The 15,535-nt window shown below is 73.2% G+C and carries 15 protein-coding genes and 1 pseudogene; 8 read left to right on the forward strand and 8 right to left on the reverse strand.

The window, feature by feature from the left end:
* Positions 1-91: 91 nt before the first annotated feature.
* Positions 92-748, reverse strand: coding sequence for a maleylpyruvate isomerase family mycothiol-dependent enzyme (locus tag OHB04_RS29565; RefSeq protein WP_326690676.1), 657 nt, complete (start codon positions 746-748; stop codon positions 92-94).
* Positions 749-1,234: 486 nt separating this feature from the next.
* On the opposite strand from OHB04_RS29565, the gene OHB04_RS29570 reads away from it, so the two are divergent.
* The 3 genes from OHB04_RS29570 (at position 1,235) to OHB04_RS29580 (ending at position 4,323) form a co-directional block, all read left to right on the forward strand.
* Positions 1,235-2,092, forward strand: coding sequence for a MaoC/PaaZ C-terminal domain-containing protein (locus tag OHB04_RS29570; protein WP_326690677.1), 858 nt, complete (start codon positions 1,235-1,237; stop codon positions 2,090-2,092).
* Positions 2,093-2,205: 113 nt separating this feature from the next.
* Positions 2,206-3,288: a Zn-dependent alcohol dehydrogenase gene (locus tag OHB04_RS29575; RefSeq protein WP_326690678.1), complete on the forward strand. Its 1,083-nt coding sequence runs from the start codon at positions 2,206-2,208 to the stop codon at positions 3,286-3,288.
* Positions 3,289-3,372: 84 nt separating this feature from the next.
* Complete coding sequence (locus tag OHB04_RS29580; protein ID WP_326690679.1) at positions 3,373-4,323, forward strand: 3-oxoacyl-ACP reductase; 951 nt, start codon at positions 3,373-3,375, stop codon at positions 4,321-4,323.
* 64 nt (positions 4,324-4,387) lie between these two features.
* On the opposite strand, the gene OHB04_RS29585 is transcribed toward OHB04_RS29580, so the two are convergent.
* Complete coding sequence (locus OHB04_RS29585) at positions 4,388-4,537, reverse strand: hypothetical protein (protein ID WP_326690680.1); 150 nt, start codon at positions 4,535-4,537, stop codon at positions 4,388-4,390.
* Between the two features lie 93 nt (positions 4,538-4,630).
* A complete protein-coding gene (locus tag OHB04_RS29590; RefSeq protein WP_326808648.1) occupies positions 4,631-6,208 on the reverse strand; it encodes a hypothetical protein in 1,578 nt (525 codons plus the stop codon).
* A 338-nt stretch (positions 6,209-6,546) separates the two neighbouring features.
* On the opposite strand from OHB04_RS29590, the pseudogene OHB04_RS29595 reads away from it, so the two are divergent.
* From OHB04_RS29595 to OHB04_RS29610, 4 genes and pseudogenes are all read left to right on the forward strand, one after another.
* Positions 6,547-6,789: pseudogene (locus OHB04_RS29595) on the forward strand (ABC transporter substrate-binding protein); the annotation flags it as partial.
* A gap of 87 nt (positions 6,790-6,876) precedes the next feature.
* Positions 6,877-7,815 carry a Nif3-like dinuclear metal center hexameric protein gene (locus tag OHB04_RS29600; protein WP_326808649.1) on the forward strand — a complete coding sequence of 313 codons (939 nt, stop codon included), beginning with the start codon at positions 6,877-6,879 and terminating at the stop codon, positions 7,813-7,815.
* The gene (locus OHB04_RS29605) at positions 7,812-8,555 is read left to right on the forward strand and encodes a zinc ribbon domain-containing protein (RefSeq protein ID WP_326692976.1); all 744 of its coding nucleotides are present in this window, start codon (positions 7,812-7,814) and stop codon (positions 8,553-8,555) included. The genes OHB04_RS29600 and OHB04_RS29605 overlap by 4 nt, the downstream gene beginning before the upstream one ends.
* Positions 8,552-9,772 carry a bifunctional RNase H/acid phosphatase gene (locus OHB04_RS29610; RefSeq protein WP_326690683.1) on the forward strand — a complete coding sequence of 407 codons (1,221 nt, stop codon included), beginning with the start codon at positions 8,552-8,554 and terminating at the stop codon, positions 9,770-9,772. The genes OHB04_RS29605 and OHB04_RS29610 overlap by 4 nt, the downstream gene beginning before the upstream one ends.
* Before the next feature lie 35 nt (positions 9,773-9,807).
* Here OHB04_RS29610 and OHB04_RS29615 read toward each other — a convergent pair whose 3' ends face one another.
* The 5 genes from OHB04_RS29615 to OHB04_RS29635 form a co-directional block, all read right to left on the reverse strand.
* Entirely contained in the window at positions 9,808-10,356 is a 549-nt protein-coding gene (locus OHB04_RS29615) for an MrpF/PhaF family protein (RefSeq protein WP_326690684.1), read from the reverse strand.
* Positions 10,357-10,365: 9 nt separating this feature from the next.
* Positions 10,366-11,028: a bifunctional 4-hydroxy-2-oxoglutarate aldolase/2-dehydro-3-deoxy-phosphogluconate aldolase gene (gene eda, locus OHB04_RS29620; RefSeq protein ID WP_326808650.1), complete on the reverse strand. Its 663-nt coding sequence runs from the start codon at positions 11,026-11,028 to the stop codon at positions 10,366-10,368.
* 86 nt (positions 11,029-11,114) lie between these two features.
* Positions 11,115-11,921, reverse strand: coding sequence for a peroxide stress protein YaaA (yaaA, locus tag OHB04_RS29625; protein WP_326808651.1), 807 nt, complete (start codon positions 11,919-11,921; stop codon positions 11,115-11,117).
* A 347-nt stretch (positions 11,922-12,268) separates the two neighbouring features.
* A complete protein-coding gene (locus tag OHB04_RS29630; RefSeq protein WP_326690687.1) occupies positions 12,269-13,747 on the reverse strand; it encodes an FAD-binding oxidoreductase in 1,479 nt (492 codons plus the stop codon).
* A gap of 145 nt (positions 13,748-13,892) precedes the next feature.
* Positions 13,893-14,894 (reverse strand): GNAT family N-acetyltransferase, encoded by a 1,002-nt coding sequence (locus tag OHB04_RS29635; protein ID WP_326690688.1) that lies wholly within the window; start codon positions 14,892-14,894, stop codon positions 13,893-13,895.
* 91 nt (positions 14,895-14,985) lie between these two features.
* Between OHB04_RS29635 and OHB04_RS29640 the strand changes: the two genes are divergently transcribed.
* The gene (locus OHB04_RS29640; protein ID WP_326690689.1) at positions 14,986-15,501 is read left to right on the forward strand and encodes a DinB family protein; all 516 of its coding nucleotides are present in this window, start codon (positions 14,986-14,988) and stop codon (positions 15,499-15,501) included.
* Positions 15,502-15,535 lie beyond the last annotated feature (34 nt).

The following is a 15,535-nucleotide window of genomic DNA, read 5'->3' on the forward strand; positions in this document are numbered from 1 at the left end:
GCCGATCCCCAGACCGGACTGCACGTAAGTGCGGCGTGCCTCTGAGAGCAACCGGCTCCCAACGTTAGAACGTCAAGCGATTGCTTGTTCTTCAACCTGAGCGCAGTCGGGCGCGCAGGATTGCCGCACCGTCCCCCTCAAGGTCCTCGCAGGCCGCTGCGCGGCCTGCCATCCCCATCACCAGCGAGAGGGTCGGCCCCCGGAGCAGATCCCCCGAGCCGGTGGTGAACGGTCCGTCTGTGGCCTCGACCCGCAAGCCCGCGATTGCAGTGTTGCTCGCGACGGTGAAATCGCGGCTGGCGAAGAACCGGGCCACGGCGGTCGTCGTGGCCACCGGGGGTGTCCGCACAAGACCCAATGGCCGACGGATGTCCTCGCTGTGGACGACTATTTCGCCCAGCCAGGCCGCAGTATGTCGTGTCGGCCCGGCAGGCCCGTCGACAATTTCGCGAAATCGCCGCAAGGTCTCTTCAGGTGTAGCACCACGGTGCTTTGCGAGTCGTCGGTCGTTGTGCAGATCGGGGTCGAACCGAGCGGCCAGCATGCTCAGCAGCCAGCGCCACATCCTCGTGCTGGCACCTGCCGTCAGATGGGCTACGACCTCCTCCACGGTCCAGCGTTCACACAGTGATGCTTTCGCCCACTGGGGCTCGCTGAGCCCGGTGAGGTCTTGAGCGAGCGCGGACCGCTCGACGTGGATCGCCCTTTCCAGAGCTGTCCGGGTTTCCAGAACGTGTGGTTCAGCCATGGGGCAGCCTCCAGAGATCGGGTGTCCTCCATCAGACTCCTATCGCCCTCCAAACTCATCGACCGCACCCGCGTAGCGAGCCCCGTTCGACCTCCCCGCCCTGGGCGCTGATGACGGTCGGGTGGCTCAGGCCCACCGTGCACGGACCGCTTGTTTGAAGGCTCAGGGGCACGGTCTGCCTGACGCAGTGTCAGGTCTTCCCATGTGCGAGGGCGTGCGTTATACAGGTAGCCGATCGGTTAGAACGTGTTCTCATTCCCGGTCTGCCTGTCACGAAGGGCCGGGCACGCGCCTGACCGGTCGGAAGCGGCCCCGGTCCGGCCGACGGTGCGGACGGCCGGGCCGGGGTCTTCACCGCACGCCCCCACGTGCGGCCCACAGCCCCTGCCCGCCGAGACCCCGAGCACCCGAGACCCCGAGACCCCGAGGACTACAGGCACCCCGAGGACTACAAGGCACCCCGAGGACCCAAGGAGCCCAGCCCCGATGCCCATTGACGTCGCCAAGGCGCTCGCCGCCGAGCCCCGCAGCACGGAGATCTCCTGGGACCACAAGGACGTCCAGCTCTACCACCTGGGCCTGGGCGCGGGAGTGCCCGCGACCGACCCCGCCGAGCTGCGCTACACCCTGGAGAGCGCGCTGCACGTCCTGCCCAGCTTCGCCACCGTCGCGGGCGCCGGCATGGGGGTCGTCGGCGGGCTCTCGTCCCCGGGCATCGATGTCGACCTGGCCGCCGTGCTGCACGGCACCCAGTCCGTGGACAGCCACCGCGCCCTCCCCGTCAGCGGACGCGCCACCTCCACCTCGCGGGTCACGGACGTCTACGACAAGGGCAAGGCCGCCATCCTCGTCCTGCGCACCGACGTCGCCGACGAGGAGGGCCCGCTGTGGACCAGCGAGGCCCAGATCTTCGTACGCGGCGAAGGCGGCTTCGGCGGCAGCCGGGGGCCCTCCGGGCGCCTCGACGTCCCCGACAGGCAGCCCGATTTCGTGGTCGAGCGGCGGGTGCGGGAGGAGCAGGCGCTGCTCTATCGCCTCTCCGGCGACTGGAACCCGCTCCACGCCGACCCCGACTTCGCCCGGCTGGCCGGATTCGAGCGGCCGATCCTCCACGGGCTGTGCTCGTACGGAATGGCGCTCAAGGCCGTGGTGGACCACGCCTTGGCGGGGGACGTCTCGCGGGTCGCCTCGTACGGCGTGCGGTTTGCCGGGGTGGTGTACCCCGGCGAGACGCTGCGCGTGCGGGTGTGGCGCGTAGCGCCTGGCCGCCTCCAGGTGACGGCTACCGCCGTCGAGCGGGAGGACGCGCCGGTGTTGGGGGACGGTGTCGTGACGCACACATAGGGCGCCCCCGCGCCGTCGTGGTGCGGACCGGCGGGCGCCGACCGGTGACTTGGCCCACCCTGCGGCCCCTGGCCGCAGACTGCCCCAAGCCTTTCGTAGCCGAAGGAGTCAACGTGCGCGCAGCGGTATTGCAGGAGACCGGGCAGGACAAGCTTGAGGTGCTGGAGGACATCGAGGCAGCCGGGTTCGGGCCGGGGAAGGTGCGGGTGCGGATCCGGGCCACCGGCCTGTGCCACTCCGACCTGTCCGCGATGAGCGGAGTCCTGCCGCAGCCCGCCCCGTTCGTGCCGGGCCACGAAGGCGCCGGTGAGGTGCTGGAGGTGGGGGAGGGGGTCAGCAACGTCAAGGCCGGGGACCGGGTGCTGGTGTGCTGGCTGCCGGCGTGCAACAACTGCCCCTCGTGCCGTCGCGGCCAAAGCCACCTGTGCCTGGCCGGGTTCATGAACGCGGGCACCCCCAACTTCCGCCGTACGACGGGCGGCACGGACCTGTTCGGCTTCGCCGGGACCGGCACCTTCGCCGAGGAGGTCGTCCTCGACGCGCCGTGCGCGACGCCGATCCCCGACGACGTCCCGTTCGAGATCGCCGCGCTCATCGGCTGCGGCGTCACCACGGGGCTGGGCGCCGCCTTCAACACGGCGCAGGTCGAGCCCGGTTCGTCGGTGGCCGTGATCGGCTGCGGCGGGGTCGGCGTCAGCAGCATCCAGGGCGCGCGGGCGTGCGGCGCCGCTCAGATCGTCGCCGTCGACCCCGTGGCCGCCCGCCGCGAGGCGGCCCTCCGCTTCGGCGCCACCGAGGCCGTCGCGCCGGAGGGACTCGCCGACGCCAAGGGGCGGCTCACCGGAGACGAGGGCTTCGACTACGTCTTCGAGGTCGTCGGCAAGTCCGCGACGGCCCGCGCCGCCTACGAGGCGACCCGGCGCGGCGGGACCTTGTGCGTGGTCGGCGCCGGGGCGATGGACGACCAGGTGCAGTTCAACATGTTCGAGCTGTTCTTCGACGAGAAGCGCATCCTGCCCTCCCTCTACGGGGGCGGCGATGTCCTGCGCTCCTACGACCGCGCGATAGCGCTGTGGCGCGCGGGCCGTATCGACCTGGAGGGGCTGATCACCCACCGGGTGCGGCTGAGCGAGATCAACGAGGCGATCGACCAGATGCGCTCGGGGGAGGCGCTCCGCACCAGCATCACCCTCTAGCGCCGCACGGCTGGCAACGCCGCACAACAAGCAGCGCCGCACGGCAAACAGCGCCCCACCGTGAGCAACCGGGAGGACACACCCATGTCTGTGCAGGGTCTACAGGCTCTCCAGGGGAAGACCGCACTCGTCACCGGCGCCGGGCGGGGCCTGGGGCGGGCCGAGGCGCTGGAGCTGGCGCGGCTGGGCGCGCGCGTCGTCGTCAACGACTACGGCCGGCCCGGAAGGGACGGCAGCGGCGAGGCGTCGGCCGCGCCCGCCGAGCAGGTCGCCGCCGAGATCCGTGCGGCAGGTGGCGAGGCCGTCGCGCACCAGGGGGACGTTGCCGACTTCGCGCAGGCGGACGAGCTGGTGCGGCTCGCGCTGGACACCTACGGTTCGCTGGAGATCGTGGTCAACAACGCCGGCATCCTGCGGGACCGGATGGTCTTCTCGATGAGCGAGGACGAGTGGGACTCGGTCATCCGCGTGCACCTCAAGGGCCACTTCAACACCACCCACTTCGCCGCCGCCCACTGGCGGGAGCGGTCCAAGGCGACGGGAGCGCCGGTCTACGGGCGCGTCATCAACACCTCGTCCGAGGCGTTCGTCGCCGGATCGCCGGGCCAGCCCAACTACGCGGCGGCCAAGGGCGGCATCGTCGGGCTGACCACCTCGACGGCGGGCGCGCTCGCGAAGTACGGGGTGACGGCCAACGCCATCTGCCCCCGGGCGCGCACCCGCATGACCGAGGACGTCTTCCAGGGCTTCGAGGTACCGGCCGACGGCGTCGACCCGCTGGCCCCCGAACACGTCTCCCCGCTGGTCGGCTACCTCGCCTCGCCCGCAGCCGGGAAGGTCAACGGCCAGCTGCTGGTGGTGCACGGCGGGATGGTCGCGCTGCTGGAGCGGCCCAAGGTGGCCGCCAAGTTCGACACGGCCAAGGAGGTGTTCACCTTCGAGGAGCTTGATGAGCGGCTGACCCCGTACTTCGCCGAGCGCTCCCCGCAGGAGAGCTTCGCGGCGGGGGAGGTGCTCGGCCTCAAGAAAGGCTGAGGGCCGAGGCCGAGCCCCCCGGTGCGCGTGTGCGTGTGCGCGGTTTCGCGGTCTGCCGCGCGGTCTACTGGGCCGGACGGCGGTGGCGGCCCTGGGCGGGTACGGTCTGCCGCTGCTCCTCGGCGGCGGCTGCCGCACCCCGGTGCTTCCCCCGGTGGTCTCCCTCGCCGGCCGTCTGCTGGTCGCTTGGCGCGTCGGTCTGGGTGTCGGACATCGTGAACGTCACTCCGTCAATCTCTTGCTGCCGTCGTACCCAGCGGAGTTTATCGACGATGTCGAACGGCTCCCACGCCGTTTTGTGGCCGGATCACGCTGTTCCGCTGGTCAGCGGCGCCTGCTGGAGGGGCACCGGTTTCGAGACCGAACCAGTCAGGGCCCCGAACGACGCGGCGCCGCCTGCGGAAACTCCACTCCGAGCTACGGAATCCCACCGTCCGGAGGGCGGTGCTCCGTGACCGTGATGTTGCAGACCCGTGACGTCGCCGTCCCGGGTACGCGGATCCCGCTGGGGCGGAGCGGGAGGCGGCACGGCAGGGGGTGCGGGAGCCGCCGGGCCGGACGGCGACCCCGGACGGGGCGACGGTACCGGACCGGACGGAGGTGACTGCGCGGGCGACGTGGGGCGGGCCGTCGACTGCGGGCGCTGCGGCGGAGCGGGCTGCGCGGCCCCGGGCTGGACACCTGGCTGTGCGGAGCCCGGAGCCGGGGCCGCGTCCGGCCCGGCGCCCGCTCCTGGGCCCGGCTCGGCGCGCGGGCCCGGTTCGGCGCGCGGGTCAGGCACGGGAGCCTGTGCGGGGACGGGTGCCTCCGTCAGGGGGGCCCGCATCGTGGCCAGGCCGCAGGGGTCGTGCGCGGTGGCGTACGGGACGCGGAGGTCGCCGGCGGCCGTCCACAGGCCCTTGCCCGTCAGCCAGCCCGGCGGGCTCGCGATGTGCCGCAACTCCTTGAGCCCCGGCCGCCATACGGCCAGCCACGTGCCCCCTCCCGCGTCCACGCGCAGCGCCACCCCGCAGCACTCGGGCAGCAGCGTCTGCCGTGGCTGTACGGCGATCGGCGTCAGCCGCGTACCGGCCGGGTGCAGCACCTCGGGGAAGCGGATGGGCCGGTGGCTGCCCACCACGCCCCAGCCCAGCCGGTCCTCGCCGGGCGCGTCCGAGCGGACGAGCAGCAGTCCGCTGTCCGGATCGGCCAGCAGCAGCCGGTCGTTGCTCTCCTCGGCGATCTGGAGCAGCGGCGAGACCTCGCCGCCTCTGCCGAGATCGACGGCCACCGTCTTGACCGGCGCCCCACCCGCCACGCTGGAAGGCCCCGCCGCGCCGGAAGGCCCCGCCGCGCCGGAAGGACCGGCCGTCTCCGCCGTTCGGCCGTCGGGCGCCTCGCGGTCCAGGGCCAGCAGCCGGCCCTCGCGGTCCAGCCAGGCGCCGCCCGTGCACCGGCCCTCCAGCTGGGCGACGCGCTCCGGCCCCCCGGAGGAGCCGCCCGCCACCAGCCAGACGGTGGTGGAACGTTCGTCCTGGGCGAGGGTCAGCGCATAGGCGCGGGTGCCGCAGGGCGCGGGCGGCAGCAGGACGAGGCGGCCCGTCTCGACGCTCCCCAGCCGAAGCTCGCCGGTGTCGGGACCCGAGGGGTACAGCAGCGACATGCAGTACGCCCCTCCCGTGCGGCGGGCGATGAGCACCCGGCCGTCGGCGAGCGGCAGCACCGGGCTGTCGGCTTCCTCGGGCTGCTCCACGGGCAGCGGCACCGCGTAGGGCTCGGGCCCCCCGAGTGTCCAGCGCTCCGGAAACCAGAGTCCTGGACCACGGGAGCTGAGCCGGGCGGCGTACGAGCCGTCCGCCGCGACCGTGAAGCTGTCGTTCATGACGCGCGTGACACTCACAGCCATGCTTCGGTCACCTCCAGTGACGAAGCTAGGGGTCGTACTCGCAGTCGAACAACGCGTGTTGAGGCGCTTCACACGTAAGGGTGACGGACTTCGGGGTTCGCCTGATGCGGTGTGCGGGGCTGTGCTGGGGGGCGTTTTCCATGGTGGGGGCCACGGGGGTACGGCTTGCCGTCCCCGGCCGGGTGGGCTTGGGTAAGGGTTGCCTAAGTGGTGCCGGGTCGGCGCCGGCTCTCCCGACGATGCACGGAGTGTCACATGCCTCTACGCCCGAGCAGCGGTGCCCGGCGCACCGCCGCCGCTGTCGCCCTCCCCCTCGCCGCCGCCCTGGCCCTCACCGACCGGCCGAGGGCGGCAAGGCCGTACCCGGCTACCTCGAGAAGGCGGCCGGACACCCGCAGAACGTCGGCACCATCAACAACCTCAACCTGGAGGCCATCGCCAAGCTGAAGCCCGACCTGATCCTGGGCAGCCAGCTGCGCGCGGCCGACAAGTACAAGCAGCTCTCCGCCATCGCGCCCACGGTCTTCTCCATCCGCCCCGGCTTCACCTGGAAGGAGAACTACCTCCTCAACGCCGCCGCGCCCTCTCCTGTGCGCCCTGAGTGACGGCCTCGGCGGGCGGCGACCGGGCTGGGAGTGACCTCGGGCCGGGCAGGTAGCCTTGCCCCCGTGCCCGCACACCCCGCACTCTCCGAAGTCATCGCAGCGCTCGACGCCCTGTGGCCGCGCGAACGCGCCGAGCAGTGGGACGCCGTCGGCACCGTCTGCGGCGATGTCCCCAACCCGGAAGCCCGTGTCAGCAGGGTCCTGTTCGCCGTCGATCCCGTGCGGGAGATCGCCGACGAGGCGGTCAGCACCGGGGCCGAGCTGCTGGTCACCCACCACCCGCTGTATCTGCGCGGCACCACCACCGTGGCCGCCGACACCTTCAAGGGCCGGGTCGTCCACACCCTGATCAGCAACGGGGTCGCGCTGCACGTCGCCCACACCAACGCCGACACCGCCGATCCCGGCGTCTCGGACGCGCTCGCCGGAGCCCTCGGGCTGCGCGTGCTGCGCCCGCTGGTGCCGGACGCGACCGACCCCCACGGGCGGCGCGGGCTCGGCCGGATCTGCGAGCTGGACCGGCCGCTGCCGCTGGCCGAGTTCGCGGAGCTGGCGGCAGCCCGGCTGCCGGTCACCGCGCAAGGCGTCCGCGCGGCGGGCGACCGCGACCAGATGGTGCGTACGGTCGCCGTCTCCGGCGGCTCGGGAGACGGCCTCTTCGACGCCGTACGCGCCTCCGGCGTCGACGCCTACCTCACCGCCGACCTGCGCCATCACCCCGCCTCCGAGGCCCGTGAGCAATCCCCGCTCGCGCTCTTGGACGCCGCCCACTTCGCCACCGAGTGGCCCTGGTGCGAACAGGCCGCAGCGCAGCTCGACGCCGTCGCCGAGCGCGAAGGATGGGACCTGCGCACCTCTGTCTCGCGCACGGTCACCGACCCGTGGACGGCGCACGCCGCCTCGCTGGACGGCACAGGCACAGGCACCAGCACAGGCGCCGCAGCACCGAACGAGCGCACTTCCCTTTCCCAACACGACTTCACCCCGGGAGCCCCCAACTGAACGCCGCGCCCGCCGATCAGATCCGCCTGCTCGACGTCCAGGCCCTCGACACCCGCCTGACACAGCTCGCGCACAAGCGCACCACCCTGCCCGAGCACGAGGAGATCCAGCGGCTGGAGGCCGACCTCGCCCAGCTGCGCGACCTGCTCGTGGCCGCACAGACCGAGGTGAGCGACACCGCCCGCGAGCAGACCAAGGCCGAGCAGGACGTCGACCAGGTCCGCCAGCGCGCGACCCGCGACCAGAGCCGTCTGGACTCGGGCATGGTCACCAACTCCAAGGACCTGGAGAGCCTCCAGAGCGAGATCGCCTCCCTCGCCAAGCGCCAGGGCGACCTGGAGGATGTCGTCCTGGAGGTCATGGAGCGCCACGAGTCCGCGCAGGAGCGCGCCGTCGAACTGGGCGGGCGCGTCGAATCCGTCGGAGCCCGCGTCCAGGAGACCACCGCGCGCCGGGATACGGCACTCGAGGAGATCGACAGCGAGCTGGAGCGGGTGCGCAAGGAGCGCGAGACCGTCGCGGGCACCATCCCCGACGACCTCCTCAAGCTCTACGACAAGATCCGCGACCGCGAGAACGGCGTCGGCGCCGCCAAGCTCTACCAGCGCCGCTGCGAGGGCTGCCGCCTGGAGCTGAACATCACCGAGGTCAATGACGTGCGCGGGGCCCCGGCCGACGAGGTGGTGCGCTGCGAGAACTGCCGCCGCATCCTGGTGCGTACCCCGGAGTCCGGTCTGTGACGGCACGCCGCGTCTTCGTCGTCGAGGCCGACGGCGGCTCCCGGGGCAACCCCGGCCCCGCCGGTTACGGGGCCGTGGTCAAGGACTCCGCGACCGGCGAAACCCTCCGCGAGACCGCGGAGTTCATCGGGCACGCGACCAACAACGTCGCCGAGTACCGCGGCCTGCTGGCGGGGCTGCGCGCCGCGCACGAGCTGGACCCGGATGCCGCCGTTCTGGTGCGCATGGACTCCAAGCTCGTGGTCGAGCAGATGTCGGGCCGCTGGAAGATCAAGCACCCCGACATGCGCCCTCTCGCCACGGAGGCCAAGACCGTCTTCCCGCCGGAGGCCGTCACCTACGAGTGGATCCCGCGCGAGGACAACAAGCACGCCGACCGCCTCGCCAACGAGGCCATGGACGCGGGCAAGCGCGGTGAGCGGTGGGACCCGGGCTCCTCCAGCGCCGAACTGGCCGCCTCGTCCGCCCCATCCGCTGCACCCGCCTCGTCCGCCGCACCCGCCACGCCTGCCGCGCCTGTCGCGGCCGAGGCCGGCCCCGGCGCCGAGCCGGTCGCTTCGGCGCCGCGCGTGGGCTGGGGCGCCGACATGGGCACCCCCACCACCTTCGTCCTGCTGCGGCACGGCGAGACCGCGCTGACGCCCGAGAAGCGCTTCTCCGGCAGCGGCGGCTCCGATCCCGAACTCTCCGCCGTGGGACGCCGTCAGGCCGCCGCCGTGGCCGAGGCGCTCGCCGCGCGCGGCACCATCCAGGCCGTCGTCGCCTCCCCGCTGCGCCGCTGCCAGGAGACGGCCGCCGCCGTCGCCGAGCGCCTCGGCCTGCCCGTCCGCACGGACGAGGGCCTGCGCGAGACCGACTTCGGCGACTGGGAGGGCCTGACCTTCGCCGAGGTCCGTGAGCGCCACCCCGAAGACCTTCAGGCGTGGCTCAGTTCCACCGCCGCGCGGCCCACGGGCGGCGGCGAGTCGTTCGGGACGGTTGCCGAGCGGGTGTCACTGGCCCGCGAGAAGCTGCTCGCGCGCTACGCGAGCCGCACGGTGCTGGTCGTCACGCACGTGACCCCCGTCAAGACGCTGGTCCGCCTCGCCCTGGGGGCCCCGCCCGAGGCCCTGTTCCGCATGGAGCTGTCGGCCGCGTCCCTCTCGGCCGTGGCCTACTACGCGGACGGCAACGCCTCCCTGCGCCTCCTCAACGACACGGCGCACCTGCGGCACTGACGGCGGCTGTCGGCGCGCTCACGTCACTTCGCGCCTCAACCGGGCAGGGTCCCCGGCGGTATTTCGGCGTCGGCGGCCTTGTCGTGGCCGAGCTGGCGGTGGTAGCACGCCTCGGTCCAGACGAGTTTCTTGAACTGTTCCGGTGTCAGCGACCCTTGCCAGGGTGTACCGCCGGGGCAGAAGACCGTCTCGCAGTCGTAGCAGTAGCGCGCCGGATCCCACACCCGTGCCGCCAGGCTCTCGCCCGCCGTCTCGGCGGACTTCTCCCGGCTGTCGCCGCGGACGACGGCGATCGTGCCGATGAAGGCGAGCACCGCCAGCGCCACGCCGCCCGCCGTGTAGAGCGGCTTGCCCTGATCGACGCCGGTGTAGGCGAGCGCCACACCGATGCCGGTGATCACCATGCCTTCGAGGAAATGGATGCAGCCGTCCCCCGATTTCTCGGGGCCGGGGGCGAGCCTGCTGTTCAACTCCTTGCGCATGGCGCCCTTGCCGCCGCGCGCCTCGGCGACCGTGCGCACCTGTGTCCCGCCGCATGAGGGGCAGGCCGTCTCAGCCGGCCCACCCGTCTCCTCAGTTGCCATGTGCGCAACCTATCCGGTGGTGCGCACCGCCGAGGCCTCGGCCGCCAGGGCGCGGACCCGGTCCCAGTCCTTGGCCGCGAGCGCGTCGGCGGGCAGCATCCATGTGCCGCCCACACAGGCGACGTTGGGCAGGGCGAGATAGACGGGCGCGTTCGCCGCGCTGATGCCGCCCGTCGGGCAGAAGCGGGCCTGGGGCAGGGGAGAGGCCAGCGACTTCAGATAGGGGATGCCGCCCGCGGCCTCGGCGGGGAAGAACTTCATCTCCGTCACTCCGCGCTCCAGCAGCGCCACCACCTCCGAGACCGTGGAGACACCCGGCAGGAACGGCACGCCCGGCTCGCGCAGGGCGGCCAGCAGCGGGTCCGTCCAGCCGGGGCTGACCAGGAAGCGCGCCCCCGCCTCGACCGCCGTACGGACGTGGTCGGCGCAGAGCACGGTCCCGGCGCCCACGACCGCCTCGGGGACCTCGGCGGAGATGGCCCGTATCGCCTCGGGTGCCGCCGGGGTCCGCAGCGTCACCTCGATCGCCGGCAGCCCGCCGTCCACCAGGGCGCGGGCGAGCGGCACGGCGTCCTCGGCGTCCTCCAGAACGACGACGGGGACGACGGGAGCGAGGTCGAGCACGGAGGGGCCGGGGGAGCCGGAAGGGGAGGGGGCGCCGGGGGAAGTCATGCCTCGTATCCTGCCCCCGTGCCACACACTCCGCAACGCTCGTTGCGGAGTGTGCAACGGCGACGATACGGAGGGGGCTGCGCGGGCTACAGCTCGGTGACGATGACGTCCAGCGCCGTCGCGCCCGGCTCCTCGTCGCCCTCCACGGTGTGGCCCAGCCCGCGCAGCGTCGCGGCCAGCGCGGCCGGCGTCTTCGGCACGGCGCCCTCCTCCAGCAGGGCACGCACGATGCGGCCCTTGGTCGCCTTGTTGAAGTGGCTGACGACGGAGCGCTTCTCCACGCCGTCCACCAACTGCGACTGGAGCACCCGCACCGTGGCCGTCCGCCGCGCGAGTTCGCCCTTCGGCTTCCACATGTTCGCGTACGCCGAGGAGCGCAGGTCCAGCACCAGCCCGCCGCCCGCCGCCTCGGGCAACGCCGACTCCAGCGGGCCGCGCCAGTAGGCGCCGAGGGAGCCCGTGCCCGGCAGCTTCACGTTGCCCGAAAGCCGGTAGGAGGGGATACGGTCCTTGATCCCGACCGCGCCCCACAGCGCGGAGAAGACCAGCAGCGAGCGTGCGGCGCGGCGCTTGGCCGCCGGGCTGAGCGAGGCCAGGCCGAGCGCGTCGTAGAGGACGCCGGTGTAGATCTCCCCGGCGGGGCGCGCGGGCGCCGTGCGCAGCGCCGCGTTCTTGGCGACCTCGCCGCGCAGCCCCTCGCTCAGTCCCAGCACCTCGCGGGCCTTGTCCGTGTCTTCGGGGGCCTCGGACGCCCCGGAGCACAGGTCGACCAGTTCGTCCAGCACCCGCTCGCGCGCCGGTGTCAGCCCCGGCAGCGAGAGCGACTCCAGGTCCAGCGGACGGCCCCTGCCGCCCTCGGCCTTCCCCTCGGACGGCGGCAACAGCACGAGCACGGCGGAACTCCTCGGTACGTACGACGATGGTGCGAGGGCCAGCGTACGGGCCGCAAGGGCCCGCTCTTCCCGCCGCGACGGCGAGCACGCTTCCTTCCCGCCGCGACGGCGAGCACCTCATACGGCGTGACCGGCGGTGCCGGACTCACCGGTGGCGGTGGGGATGGCACCGCCGACCCGCGCCGTCCCGCGTCTCACCGTCGCGGCGGAAGGAGGGGGCGGCCTGCTCCCCTTCTACGGCGTGATCGGCGGTGCCGAACCCACCGCCACCCGCGGATACGGCACCGCCGTCCCGCGTCTCACCGTCGCGGCGGAGCAGAGGGGCGGCGGTTCACAGCGGTGGCGGCTCACAGTGTCTGGGGTGTGGCGAAGAGCCGCTCCGGGTCGTAGGCGGCCTTCACCTTCGCCAGCCGCTCGGCGTTGGCTCCGTAGTAGGCCCGTCGCCAGTCACGCAGCGCCGGGTCCGCGTAGTTCTGGTAGGCGCCTCCGCCGGCCCAGCCGCGCATCGCCGCGTGCGTGCCGTCCAGCCACTCGCGGTGCCCCGCGACCGTGGCGGCCTGCGCCCGGTCGGGCCAGGAGGTGAGGTACTGCGCGAGGAAGCGCGCGTCCCGGTGCACGAAGGCCGTCGCGTCCGGTGGCACCCGGTTGACGGCCCCGCCCAGCGCGTCCAGCGCGACCATCCCCGCGCCCCCGCCGCTCAGTCCGGCCAGCCGCTCGACACGGGCGAGCAGCGCGCGGACCCCGGCGGGCGGCAGCGCGCGGGTGAAGAAGTCCGAGCGCGCCGCGTACGACTCGCGGACCACCCGCCCCCGCTTCGTACGGCCCGGCAGCGTGCCGCGCTGGTGGGCCTGGGCCAGGGTCCAGCCCGAGACGCCGCCCATCACCTTCATGGCGTCCATGAACGAGTGCCGCCGCAGTGACACGTCGGAGGCCGGGGCGCGGATACGGCCCGCGAGCCGGTCGAGCTGGTTCTCCAGCTCGCGGCGGGCGCCCAGCGACAGCCCGCCCAACCGCACGCTGCCCGGTCTGCCGCCCGCCGGTGCCGTCAGATGGAGGTTCGCCCATATCTCCTCCGGAGCCATCGGCGCCCAGCGCTGCCACTCGCGCAGCACGGCAGCCGCCGTCGACCACGGCCAGTGGAGGAAGAACGTCACGCACGAGGGCGCCACATGGGTGCGGAAGTCCAGCGACGTGACCACGCCGAACTGGGCGTTGCCCGCGCCGCGCAGCGCCCAGAACAGATCGCCGTCCGTGTCCGCGTCGACCTCGCGCAGCCTGCCGTCGGCGGTGACGAGCCGGGCGCCCGTCAGGCTGTCGGACGTCAGCCCGTAGGCGCGCGACACGGCGCCGATGCCGCCGCCCAGAGCCAGCCCCGAGACCCCGACGGTGGGACAGGTGCCCGCCGGTATGGTGCGCTTGTGGGCGCTCAACGCGCTGTACACGTCGATCAGTTTGGCCCCCGCGCCAACCGTCGCGGCCCGCCCCGAGGCCGTCACCTTCGCCATCATCTGCACGTCGATGACGAGCCTGTCCCGGCCGCTGGACCAGCCGGCGTAGGAGTGTCCCCCGCTGCGGACCGCCACCGGTATCCCGTGGCCGCGCGCGAAGGCCAGGCACTCGGCGATGTCGCCGGGCCCCGCGCAGTAGGCGACGGCGGCCGGACGCAGCGTGTCGAAACGCGGGTTGAACAGCTTGCGGGCCGCCGTGTAGTCGCGGTCTCCGGGGCGCAGCAGCGTGCCCTCCAGGCCCGTACTCAGCGCGTCCCACGCGGCGCCCTTGGCGTCGCCGTACGTCCTGATCCCCGTCATCCCGGTCAACCCCGTCATCCGCGTTCCCGCTCCCGCCGTGCCTGGGACAACCCGCGGGTGTCCGTGCCGTGTTCCCCCGCCCCTGAGTGAGGCGTACCGGACCAGCACACAGGAAGGGAACGCACGGCGCGCGAACAGTGTCGGGAACGTAACCCGGGCGCGGTCACCAGGCGCCGTCCCCGGAGGCGGGCGCGTTCGGTGCGACGGCCGTGCACGGTGCGACGGCCACGTCCGGTGCGGCAGGCGGCGGTTGGGCGAAGCACGCCGTCGCGGCGGTCCTGAAGCCGTGCCGGGCGTAGAGCTGTGCGACGCGCTCGTCGTTCGCCGTCAGGAAGACCGTCGTCAGACCGAGCCGGTGCGCCTCGGCGACCAGTGCGGCGGTGACGGCCGCGCCCAGCCCGCGCCGCCGCGCGCGGGGGAGGGTGCCGATGCCGACCAGCTCCGTGGTTCCGCCGAGAGGGAGCAACTGGCCCGCGCACAGGGGCACTCCCGCGCCGTCGAGCGCGGCGGCGACGACGGTGTGGCCGGCGCGGATACGGTCCCGGGCACGGGCGACCGCCCACGGGGTGACGTACAGCCGCACGGCGTCCTCCAGCCGCAGCCCGTTGCCGCTCCCGGGAGGTCCTGCAGGAGGTTCCCCGCCCGGCTCCCCGCCCGGCCCCTCGCTCGGCCCCGTGCCCGGCTCCCCGCCCGGTGGCTCCGCGAACGCGAGATACGGGACGGCCAGCGCGCCCGGCAGCGCCGGATCCTCGGGCCCCAGCACGCGCGCCCCGCCCTCCCGGCGCTCCGGCGCACGGACGGGGTCGGTGTCGGCGGCGGCGGTGTGGGCGGTGTCGGTGTGGGCGTCGTCGGCGTCGGCGGCGTTCAGCACCATCAACGGCCGCTCCCACACCCGCAGCCCCGTCGCCTCGGCGGCGGCGCGCAGCCCCGGGCTGTGTTCGCCTATCCACTCGAAGCTCTCCGGCACCCCCAGCCGGCGCTGCCGCTCGCGCACCCGCCGCACCTGGTCAGGGCCGGGCGCGTGACCCGGGCCGCCCACCGTGGGCCGCGCGTAGTACGGGAACGGGGCGCCCTCGTCGGCCACGTACAGCGTCAGCGGACCGAAGTCCTCCGCCCGGCCCGAGACCCGTGGCACGGCATCCAGATAGGTCTCGACACGGCGCATCGGATCAAGGGCAAGGGTCACCCCCGCACCCAACCAGCACCCCTCCCGCACCCGCCACCCAATTCGGCACTCTCCGGTTACAGTCGGCGGCATGACTGATGTGACCGGGTTTTCCGCGCGAGGAGACGTGAGGCCGCCCCTGGTGGAGGCCGGCGAGAAGGAGACGCTGAGGGCCTTCCTCGGCTATCTGAGGGAAGCGGTGATCGCCAAGGCCGCGGGCGTGACGGACGAAGTGGGGCTGACCCCCGGCGTTCCGTCCGGCACCAGCCTGCTCGGGCTGATCAAGCATCTGACACTGGTGGAGCAGAACTGGTTCGAGTGGGCCTACGCCGGGCGAGGCGAGGGCGAGCCCGCCGAGGACAGCGAGCCCCCGGCGCCGGGGGAGACGGCACGGACACTCATCGCCGCGTACCAGGAGGCGATCCGCAAGGCCGACGAGATCGTCGCGGACTGCGACGACCTGTCCCGTCCCGGCGTCCGCTCGCTCCGCGAGACCGCGCCGCCCTCGCTGCGCTGGGTGCTCGTCCACATGATCGAGGAAACCGCCCGCCACGCGGGCCACGCGGACATCCTCCGCGAACAGACGGACGGCGCCACCGGCCGCTGACGGTTGAGCGGAGGCACCCCCACGCCCCCGCTCA

Origin of the sequence: Streptomyces sp. NBC_01775 (genome assembly GCF_035917675.1) — a bacterium.
In the GTDB taxonomy this organism is placed as follows: domain Bacteria; phylum Actinomycetota; class Actinomycetes; order Streptomycetales; family Streptomycetaceae; genus Streptomyces.

What these genes read in the sequence shown, in the direction of transcription:
- eda (WP_326808650.1), bottom strand. Translation starts at nt 11,028, where the DNA reads ATGACTTCCCCCGGCGCCCCCTCCCCTTCCGGCTCCCCCGGCCCCTCC.
- OHB04_RS29565 (WP_326690676.1), bottom strand. Translation starts at nt 748, where the DNA reads ATGGCTGAACCACACGTTCTGGAAACCCGGACAGCTCTGGAAAGGGCG.
- OHB04_RS29580 (WP_326690679.1), top strand. Translation starts at nt 3,373, where the DNA reads ATGTCTGTGCAGGGTCTACAGGCTCTCCAGGGGAAGACCGCACTCGTC.
- OHB04_RS29570 (WP_326690677.1), top strand. Translation starts at nt 1,235, where the DNA reads ATGCCCATTGACGTCGCCAAGGCGCTCGCCGCCGAGCCCCGCAGCACG.
- OHB04_RS29630 (WP_326690687.1), bottom strand. Translation starts at nt 13,747, where the DNA reads ATGACGGGGTTGACCGGGATGACGGGGATCAGGACGTACGGCGACGCC.
- OHB04_RS29635 (WP_326690688.1), bottom strand. Translation starts at nt 14,894, where the DNA reads ATGCGCCGTGTCGAGACCTATCTGGATGCCGTGCCACGGGTCTCGGGC.
- OHB04_RS29590 (WP_326808648.1), bottom strand. Translation starts at nt 6,208, where the DNA reads ATGGCTGTGAGTGTCACGCGCGTCATGAACGACAGCTTCACGGTCGCG.
- OHB04_RS29585 (WP_326690680.1), bottom strand. Translation starts at nt 4,537, where the DNA reads ATGTCCGACACCCAGACCGACGCGCCAAGCGACCAGCAGACGGCCGGC.
- OHB04_RS29640 (WP_326690689.1), top strand. Translation starts at nt 14,986, where the DNA reads ATGACTGATGTGACCGGGTTTTCCGCGCGAGGAGACGTGAGGCCGCCC.
- OHB04_RS29615 (WP_326690684.1), bottom strand. Translation starts at nt 10,356, where the DNA reads ATGGCAACTGAGGAGACGGGTGGGCCGGCTGAGACGGCCTGCCCCTCA.